We start from the raw sequence: 6,244 nt of genomic DNA, 5'->3' as shown, positions 1-6,244 counted from the left end.
GACGCTACCCACTACGCGCTCGGGCTGATGGCGATGCCCGGCGACGAGCTACGGTTCCGCCTGGACCACCGGCCCGCCCTGGTCGGGGCAGGAGGCAGGTGCTGGTGGCGTGGGCTATCAGGCGGTCGGTGGCGTCGGTGATGCGGGCCTCGGCCAGGGCCGTACGGCGGCCGCGTTGCAGCACCGTGCCCTCGCAGCGCAGGGTGCCGCTGTCGACGGTGACCGGGCGGAGGAACTTCACGTTGAGGTCCAGCGAGGTGTAGCCGACGCCGGCGGGCAGCGTGGTGTGCACGGCGCAGCCCGCGGCGGTGTCCAGCAGTGTCGAGAGCACGCCGCCGTGGACGCTGCCGAGCGGGTTGTAGTGGAACTCCTGCGGAGTCAGCTCGACGACGACCCGGCCCTCGTCGGCTTCCATCCTGGTCATGTCGAGAAGGTGCATCACCGGCGGCGCGGCCAGCTCGCCGGCGATCATCGCCCGGAGCATGTCCAGACCGCCGCGTCGGCCGACCTGGGCGGCGTTGACCGACGGGTCCGCCCAGGTGAAGGTACGGCTGCGCACTGGTTCCTGCGTCTGCGTCATGGACGCAGCCTGGCAGCAGGTTGCTGAGTCTGTCAACGAGATCTAGCCTGGTCGGATGCGACCCGCGGCTCTGGACTGGTCAGTGGAGAACTGCACCATCGCCCGCGCGATGGAGATCCTCGGTGAGCGGTGGACCCTGGTGGTGCTCCGCGAGGTGTTCACCGGTGTGCGCCGCTTCGACGACATGCGGGTACGCACCGGTATTCCGCGCCAGGTGCTGACCAACCGGCTCGCCAGCCTGGTGGAGCAGGGCGTGCTCAGTCGCGAGCCGTACCGGGAGCCCGGCAGTCGGCTGCGCCACGAGTACCGGCTCACGGAGAAGGGCCTTGATCTGTGGCCGGTGCTGGTCGCCGTCCTCGGTTGGGGTGACCGGTACCTCGCCGACGAGGAGGGCCCGCCACTCAGTGTCACGCACCGCGACTGCGGCGCCGAGGTGCGTGCCGAACTGCGCTGCGCCGGCGGGCACGACGTGGGTAGGCCCCGCGACGTGGTGCCCAGTCCGGGCCCCGGCGCCCGTCGCCGTACCGCCTGATCCGAGCCGCCGGCGGCCAGGGCACGCGCCTGCGCGCCGCGCCCGTCGCCGCGCCCCCGGCGCGCCGCGCACCCGACACCCGTCGCCCGTCGCCCGGCGCTCGTCGCGCCCGTCGTCCGTCGTCCGTCGCCCGTCGTCCGTCGTCCGTCGTCCGTCGTCCGTCGTCCGTCGTCCGTCGTCCGTCGTCCGTCGCCCGTCGTCCGTCGCCCGTCGCGCCCGTCGTCCGGCGCGGGGGGACATCGATGATCGTGCGCGTCAAAAGTGGGGCGGATGTCGGTTGGGTGTGACGGTGGCTGTTCACCAGCGTGTCGGGGGTGTTGCGGCCGTGCGACCAACCGACATCGGTGAATCCGGGCGAATCCAAGCCTTGTTAATGATCTTAAGTATGTGAATACTTCAGTTTCACCAGGCCGGTTTCCCCAGATCGGCCGGGTTGCCCTCGGGTCAGCCGCCCCCGGCAGACCCGCTCCCCCGCCCAGGAGGTTTGTTACATGCGACCCACGAGGTCCTCATTCCGCGTTGCGGCCACAGTCGCCGTTTCCGGAACCCTGGTCGTCGGCTCGCTCATCGGCGCGCCCGCCCAGGCCGCTCCTGCCGCGTCGCCCGACGCCGCCGCCGCGATCTCCGCGGAACTCGGCGACCGCTCCGCCGGCTCGTACATCGACGCCAGCGGCAAATCCGTCGTCACCGTGACCGACGCGGCCGCCGCCAGCAAGGCGAGCAAGGCCGGCGCCGTCGTCCGCTACGTCACCCGCGGCGCCGCCGAGCTCAACCGGGCCACGGCCGAGCTGGAGCGCTCCGCCAAGATCCCGGGCACCGCCTGGTGGAGTGACCCGGTCACCAACCAGGTCGTCGTCTCCGTCGACAGCACCGTCACCGGTGCCAAGCTGGAGCGGGTCAAGGCCGCCGCCGCGCGGGCCAACGGCGCGGTCCGGGTCGAGGCCGAGGCGGGCGTACTGAGCACCCGGATCTCCGGCGGCCAGGCCATCTACGCCGGCGGGGGCGGGCGTTGCTCGCTCGGCTTCAACGTGCGCAGTGGCAGCACCTACTACTTCCTGACGGCCGGGCACTGCACCAACATCTCGGCCAGCTGGTACTCGAACTCCGCCCAGACCTCGCTGCTCGGTACCCGTACCGGCACCAGCTTCCCGGGCAACGACTACGGCATCGTGCGGCACAACAACTCGGCCAACGCCGCCGGCAACGTCTCCCTCTACAACGGCAGCTTCCGGGACATCACCGGCGCCGGCAACGCCTCCGTCGGCCAGTCGGTGCAGCGCTCCGGCAGCACCACCGGCCTGCGCAGCGGCTCGGTGAACGCGACCAACGCCACTGTGAACTACGCCGAGGGCTCGGTCTCCGGTCTGATCCGCACCAACGTCTGCGCCGAGCCGGGCGACAGCGGCGGCTCGCTGTTCGCCGGCGGCACCGCCCTGGGTCTGACCTCCGGTGGTAGCGGCAACTGCCGCACCGGTGGCACGACCTTCTTCCAGCCGGTCACCGAGGCGCTCAGCCGCTACGGCGTCAGCGTCTTCTGATCCACGCACCGCTCGCGGGCCGCCGGAGAAGTTCCGGCGGCCCGCGTCGCGTTGACGGCCACCGCACTCAACCGGACACCGGGCGAACGAGGACGCTCAGCCGGGCCCGGACGATCCCGGTCGGCGCCGGCCAACCAGCACAGCGGCCAGCGGTACGACCGCCTCGGCGGCCGCCACCAGCCGCTCGGTCAGCCCGATCCATGCCCCGTCGGTGAAGAACTCGACGGCGAACCAGCCAACCAGCCCGAGGAGGACCGCCGCCGCCGTGAGCGCCAGCCGGCGTATGAAAGCCGGCGGGTGGCGGTGCTCGCGGTCCAGGGACGGCCTCGCGCGACAGGGCACTGCCAGGGCCGGCCAGACTGCCAACGCTCCGAACGCCACACCGGCGGCCACGGCGTGTGTCGTCGAGCCACCGGTCGGGCGCTGCGGGAACGCGACCACGACCAGTGTCGCCAGCCCGCCCAGCGCGAGTAGCGCTCGGCCCGCCAGCGCGGCGGTGACCAGGCCGAGCGCGGTCGTCAGGTGACAGAGGCCCAGGCCGATCAGCCCGACCGTCATGATCCAGCGATGGTCCGCACCCGTGGCGGCGAGCGCGCTGATGGTCTGCCGCACCGGGTCGAACCCGTCGGACTGGGCGGCCTGCGCCAGGGTCCAGCCGCCGACAAGGAACAGGGGTGCGCCACCGGCCGACAGCAGGGTCCAACGGGGAGCGGTGGACATTGGGCGATCGTAACGATGCGAGACCGGCGCTGTTCCCGGGCTGACCCGCCGACGGTGCGGTCGCTCGAGCAGGCGCGGGCGACGGAAAGTCGGACGGGCCGCCGACTCACGGCAGCAGGTCGGGGCGCCCGGGGGTTGGCCCACTCGGTGGTCCGAGCGGATCCGGGGGTACGACGCCGACGGTCGGCAGGTCCGGGCCGACGCGTACGGTGCCGCCGGTCGACCAGGCCAGGTGCGCGCGCCGGGCGGAGAGGACAGCCAGCAGCGGCCAGAGGGAGACCGCCACCGCCGTCACCCGCTCGGCCAGCCCAGTGCGCGACCCGCTGGTCACCTCGAACGCGCACCAGCCGAAGAGCGCCAGCAGCACGAGCGTGGCGCTCAGCCCCACCGCCCGGCGGAACGCCCAGGGCGGCTCCGGTCGGGTGGGGTGCTCGGTGTCGTGGCCGCGCGGCAGCCGCAGTGCCGAGCCGGCCGGCCACAGCACCAGGGCGAGGACGGCCACCGTCGCCGCGACGCCGTGGCTGAGCGAGCCGCCGACCGGCGGCCGGGGAAAGGCGACCAGCGCGATGGTGGCCACGCCACCGATCGCGAGCAGGAAGCGGCTGGGCAGCCCGGCCGCGTGCAGGACGGCGGCGACCGACAGGTAACAGCAGCCGAGCAGCACCAGGGCCACCACCATGATCCAGGCGTCGGTGGCGTCCTGTCCTGCCAACTCGCTGATGGTGTCCCGGACCGGGTCGTACCCGACGGGCTGTCGGGACTCCGCCACCGTCCAACCGGCCACCAGCAGCACGGGCGCCGCCGCCGCCGTGGCGACGGCCCAGTTCGGTACGGGCCGCATTTCGCCACGTTAACCGGCGTGGCTGCCGGGGGAGTCGGGTTCGGCGGTCCACCCCACCAGCGAATCGTGCCGGCCTGCCGGGTGCCCGGAGGCGAGGCGGCCACCCCTGACAGAATGCCTGTGAGGACTGTTCCACGATGAGGAGTTGCCAGCCGTGATCCGTACCCACAATGCCGGAAGCCTGCGCGCCGCGGACGCCGGCTCGACGGTGACGCTCGCCGGCTGGGTGGCCCGCCGCCGCGACCACGGCGGGGTCATCTTCGTCGACCTGCGCGACGGTTCCGGTGTTGTCCAGGTGGTGTTCCGCGAGGAAGACGCGCACGCGTTGCGCAACGAGTTCTGCGTGAAGGTCGTCGGCGAGGTGACCCGCCGCCCGGCCGGCAACGAGAACCCGGAGCTGCCCACCGGCGAGGTCGAGGTGACAGTCGTCGAGTTGGAGGTGCTCTCCGAGGCGGCGCCGCTGCCGCTGCCGGTGGACGACCAGATCGAGGCCGGCGACGACATCCGACTCCGGTACCGCTACCTGGACCTGCGCCGCAGCGGCCCGGCGAACGCGCTGCGGCTGCGCTCGCGCGCCAGCCACCTGGCCCGGGGCGTGCTGCACGAGCGGGACTTCCTGGAGATCGAGACGCCGACGCTGACCCGCTCGACGCCGGAGGGCGCCCGCGACTTCCTGGTGCCGGTGCGCCTGCAGCCGGGCAGCTGGTACGCGCTGCCGCAGTCACCGCAGCTGTTCAAGCAGCTGCTGATGGTCGGCGGCATGGAGCGGTACTACCAGATCGCCCGCTGCTACCGCGACGAGGACTTCCGCGCCGACCGGCAGCCGGAGTTCACCCAGCTCGACATCGAGATGTCGTTCGTCACCGAGGACGACGTGATCGACCTCGGCGAGGCGATCGTCTCGACGCTGTGGAAGGACCTGGCCGGGCACGAGATCTCCGGGCCGATCCCACGGATCACCTGGCACGACGCGATGGCCCGGTACGGCTCGGACAAGCCGGACCTGCGTTACGGCGTCGAGCTGACCGAGCTGACCGAGTACCTGCGCGGCACCGAGTTCCGGGTCTTCGCCGGGGCGATCGACGCGGGCGGCTACGTCGGCGCTGTGGTGATGCCGGGCGGCGCGGCGCAGAGCCGCAAGGAGCTGGACGGCTGGCAGGACTGGGCGAAGGCGCGTGGCGCGCGCGGCCTGGCGTACGTGGTGCTGGACGCCGAGACCGGCGAGGCGCGCGGCCCGGTGGCGAAGAACCTCTCCGCCGAGCACCTGGGCGGGCTCGCCGACACGGTCGGCGCCAAGCCTGGTGACGCGGTCTTCTTCGCCGCGAGCACCACCACTCGGGAGGCGCAGGAGCTGCTCGGAGCGGCCCGCGTCGAGATCGCCAAGCGGTCCGGCCTGATCGACGAGAGCGCCTGGGCGTTCTGCTGGGTGGTCGACGCGCCGATGTTCGAGCGCACGGACGAGGGCGGTTGGACCGCCGTGCACCACCCGTTCACCTCACCGAACGCGGAGTGGGTCGACCGGTTCGAGGAGGCTCCGGACCGCGCCCTGGCGTACGCGTACGACATCGTCTGCAACGGCAACGAGATCGGCGGCGGGTCGATCCGTATCCACCGGGGTGACGTGCAGAAGCGGGTCTTCGACCTGCTCGGCATCACTCCCGAGGAGGCGCAGGACAAGTTCGGCTTCCTGCTGGAGGCGTTCAAGTACGGCGCGCCGCCGCACGGCGGTATCGCCTTCGGCTGGGACCGGGTCTGCATGCTGCTCGCCGGCGCCGACTCCATCCGTGAGGTCATCGCCTTCCCGAAGACCCGGGGTGGCTTCGACCCGCTGACCAGCGCCCCCACCCCGATCACCGCCCAGCAGCGCACCGAGGCCGGCATCGACGCCAAGCCGAAGCCCGCCGCAACGGCCCACACCGGAACGGCAGGCCCGGCAGCCCCGGTGGCAGACCCAGTCTGACCCGCCCGCTCCTGCTTGGTTGATCAAGAGGTTTGCGTCATCATCAGGCCGATCGATGACGCAAACCTCTTGA

Annotated in this window: 6 protein-coding genes; 3 read left to right on the top strand and 3 right to left on the bottom strand. The window is 72.2% G+C overall.

Annotation, left to right across the window (positions count from 1 at the left end):
- Positions 1–4: 4 nt before the first annotated feature.
- Positions 5–580: a PaaI family thioesterase gene (locus AB0C20_RS34530; RefSeq protein ID WP_357569582.1), complete on the bottom strand. Its 576-nt coding sequence runs from the start codon at positions 578–580 to the stop codon at positions 5–7.
- A gap of 55 nt (positions 581–635) precedes the next feature.
- Between AB0C20_RS34530 and AB0C20_RS34525 the strand changes: the two genes are divergently transcribed.
- Positions 636–1,112 carry a helix-turn-helix domain-containing protein gene (locus AB0C20_RS34525; protein WP_357191746.1) on the top strand — a complete coding sequence of 159 codons (477 nt, stop codon included), beginning with the start codon at positions 636–638 and terminating at the stop codon, positions 1,110–1,112.
- Between the two features lie 491 nt (positions 1,113–1,603).
- Entirely contained in the window at positions 1,604–2,650 is a 1,047-nt protein-coding gene (locus AB0C20_RS34520) for a S1 family peptidase (protein WP_357191748.1), read from the top strand.
- Between the two features lie 96 nt (positions 2,651–2,746).
- On the opposite strand, the gene AB0C20_RS34515 is transcribed toward AB0C20_RS34520, so the two are convergent.
- Together AB0C20_RS34515 and AB0C20_RS34510 are read right to left on the bottom strand one after the other, a co-directional pair.
- The gene (locus tag AB0C20_RS34515; RefSeq protein ID WP_357191750.1) at positions 2,747–3,370 is read right to left on the bottom strand and encodes a DUF998 domain-containing protein; all 624 of its coding nucleotides are present in this window, start codon (positions 3,368–3,370) and stop codon (positions 2,747–2,749) included.
- Positions 3,371–3,476: 106 nt separating this feature from the next.
- A complete protein-coding gene (locus tag AB0C20_RS34510) occupies positions 3,477–4,211 on the bottom strand; it encodes a DUF998 domain-containing protein (RefSeq protein ID WP_357191752.1) in 735 nt (244 codons plus the stop codon).
- 154 nt (positions 4,212–4,365) lie between these two features.
- Here AB0C20_RS34510 and aspS point away from each other — a divergent pair, with 154 nt between their 5' ends.
- Positions 4,366–6,171 (top strand): aspartate--tRNA ligase, encoded by a 1,806-nt coding sequence (aspS, locus tag AB0C20_RS34505; protein WP_357191754.1) that lies wholly within the window; start codon positions 4,366–4,368, stop codon positions 6,169–6,171.
- The last annotated feature ends 73 nt before the right edge of the window (positions 6,172–6,244 follow it).

The sequence above is a fragment of the Micromonospora sp. NPDC048843 genome, from assembly GCF_040649965.1.
Classification (GTDB): Bacteria; Actinomycetota; Actinomycetes; order Mycobacteriales; family Micromonosporaceae; genus Micromonospora; species Micromonospora hortensis.
The sequence above is the reverse complement of the archived record's forward strand: the minus strand, read 5'-3'. Positions and strand labels throughout refer to the sequence as shown.